Annotated in this window: 2 protein-coding genes and 1 pseudogene; 1 reads left to right on the forward strand and 2 read right to left on the reverse strand. The window is 68.6% G+C overall.

Going from position 1 to position 2,490, the window contains the following annotated elements:
* Window positions 1-834, reverse strand: an 834-nt coding sequence (locus E1295_RS52145; protein ID WP_166427802.1) for a CHAP domain-containing protein, incomplete at its 3' end; no start/stop codon positions are given.
* A 204-nt stretch (window positions 835-1,038) separates the two neighbouring features.
* Complete coding sequence (locus E1295_RS47945) at window positions 1,039-1,809, reverse strand: PP2C family protein-serine/threonine phosphatase (protein WP_132642032.1); 771 nt, start codon at window positions 1,807-1,809, stop codon at window positions 1,039-1,041.
* Between the two features lie 76 nt (window positions 1,810-1,885).
* Here E1295_RS47945 and E1295_RS51685 point away from each other — a divergent pair.
* Window positions 1,886-2,490: pseudogene (locus tag E1295_RS51685) on the forward strand (hypothetical protein); the annotation flags it as partial.

A 2,490-nucleotide genomic window follows, 5' to 3' on the forward strand; every position in this document is an offset into this window, starting at 1 on the left:
GGCCTGCCGGGTGGGCTGACGGGCGGAGCCGGCCGGGACACGGGTCCTGGCGGGAAGGGCGGGCTCGCCGGGGGCCGGGTTGCGCTGGACCGGAGCCGAACCACGCCGGGCGGGAGCGGGGCTGCGCTGGGCGGTGGCACGTACCTTTTCGCGGGGCTGCGTACCGGAGGAGGTCTTGGTGGGGCGGCGGGTGGTTGGCGCGTTCCAGGGCCAGGTGAGGCGGCGGTGGGTGCCGCGGCGGCGGCCCGTCAGGCGGAGCGAGAGCACGATCGTGGTGAGCACCATCGCGGCGAGCAGCGCGGGAGGCGTGCCGAGGACGTCGAGTGGCGAGCCGTGCCCGGTCTCCGGCCGCGGCGCGGACACGAACGGCCGCTCGGTCGACCGGATCTCGTCGAGCCGCTCGGCGTTCGCCTTGACTAATCGGGGGATGCCGTAGCCGACGACCTTGTCCGTCTCGCGGGTTTTGCGCTTGAGCCACACGCGATCGACGTTGGCCTCGATCGTGTGGATCTTCTTGCCGGAGACCCGCTCCACCACGCCCACGTGGTCGACGCCCTTGTAGCTCTTGCCACCGCGCCAGTCGAAGAAGACGAGCGCTCCGGGCTCGGGTTTGCGCGTCCACGCGCCCTGCTTGATGAACCAGGCCGCGTGGGAAGGGGTCCACGCGAATTCGCCGACATATTCGGTGACGCCGGCCTTGTCCGCCGCCCAGGCGAGGAACATGTCACACCATGGCGCGTTGCGGTATTGGGTGTCTTGGACGCGATCCGCGTACCACTGACCGAACTTGGTGAGCTGGCCGCTCTTCTCCTTGTATCCGAGTTCCTGCCGCACCGTCTTCAGCAGCTCGTCCGTGATCGGGTCCAGGGTGACACCTCCCAGATAACCGACAAATCACGATGGACTGTAGTAGCGCCATCGCACGTTCGCGCGGGTCACTGCGAAAGTGTGCAGCTATGAGGCGAATTATCGGTTATGTGGTCATCGGTGTTTATCGAGGCTGATGAGACCTATGGGATCGCCGTGGGACCGGCACGGTCAGGAGCCCGCGCCCACCCGGTAGACGCTCACTTCTCCGGCGCCCGGCGCGACGACGTCGGCCACGATCACGGTCACGTTGTCGGGCGAGCCGCCCTCGTTGGCGAGATCTATCAACCGCTGGACGGCTGCGCCCGGGTCTGCCACCGTGGTCAGCACCTCGTGCAGGACCTCGGGCCCGAGGACGGTCGTGAGGCCGTCGGAGCAGAGGAGGTAGCGATCATCAGGCTCGGCTTCGCGCAGCGCCATGTCGGGCTCCGCCCTGCCCTCACTGCCCAGCACCCGCAGCACCATCGAGCGCCTGGGATGCACGGCCGCCTGGTCCTCCGTGATGCGCCCTTCGTCCACCATCGACTGCACAAGTGTGTGATCCTTGGTCATCTGGTAGAGAGCGCCGTCGCGAAGCAGATATCCGCGGGAGTCACCAAGATGAGCCAGGGCGAACCGGTAGCCGTCCCACAGCATGGCGGTCACCGTGGTCCCCATCCCCCTGCGCGCGGGGTCGATGTCGGCCAGCTCGACCAGCCTGCGGGCCGCCTCGTGCACGGCGCCCTCCAGCGCGGCCTCCAGATCGGCGCCGGTCTCGGGAAGCGTGGCATCCAGCTCCCGCATGACGGCGATCGCCGCCGAACTCGCCAGCTCGCCGGCAGCGTGCCCACCCATCCCGTCAGCCACCACGAGCAACCGGCCACTCGCATAGCCGGAATCTTCGTTCTGCTCCCTGCGGCGGCCCACGTCTGATCCGGCGGCATAGCGGATGTTGTGCTTCATACCCAGCAGTAAATCATTGGTTGAAAGACTTCACAAGCAGATGCGCTGAAGACTCTTGTGAACTACTGTGGGCTCCATGAGCCACGACCCGACCGTCAACGCCGGGGACATCGCCCGGCTCGCCGGTGTCGGGCGTGCCGCGGTGAGCAACTGGCGCCGCCGCCACGACGACTTCCCCGCCCCCGTCGGCGGCACCGCCAACCAGCCGCTGTTCTCGCTGCGGCAGGTCGAGTCCTGGCTTCGCCGCTACGGGAAGTCCTACCAGGTCTCTCTGGGTGATCGGGTGTGGCAACGCCTGAAAGCCGCCGGAGATTTGCGGCTGGGCGAACTGGTGGCCCAAGCCGGCGTACTGCTGACCCGCCACGCACAGGCCGCCCACCCCCGTCCCGGCGACCCACGACTCGACAACTCACAAATCGGCCCCCCTCGGACAGGCGACCCCCGAATCGGTTCCCCTCGGACGGACAACCCCCAGATAGATGCGCCCCGGTCCGGCGACTCCCGGACGGGCGACCCCCGAACCGGTTCCCCTCGGACAGGCGACCCCCAGATAGACGCGCCCCGGTCCGGCGACTCCAGGCCGGGCGACTCCAGGCCGGGCGATTCCCAGGCCGGCGCCCCTCGTGACAGTGACCCCCGGGGCGGCGACCTTGGTGAGGGCCTGTCTCTTAGACACAACTG

The organism is Nonomuraea mesophila (assembly GCF_004352805.1).
In the GTDB taxonomy this organism is placed as follows: domain Bacteria; phylum Actinomycetota; class Actinomycetes; order Streptosporangiales; family Streptosporangiaceae; genus Nonomuraea; species Nonomuraea longispora.

What these genes read in the sequence shown, in the direction of transcription:
- E1295_RS47945 (WP_132642032.1), bottom strand. Translation starts at nt 1,809, where the DNA reads ATGAAGCACAACATCCGCTATGCCGCCGGATCAGACGTGGGCCGCCGC.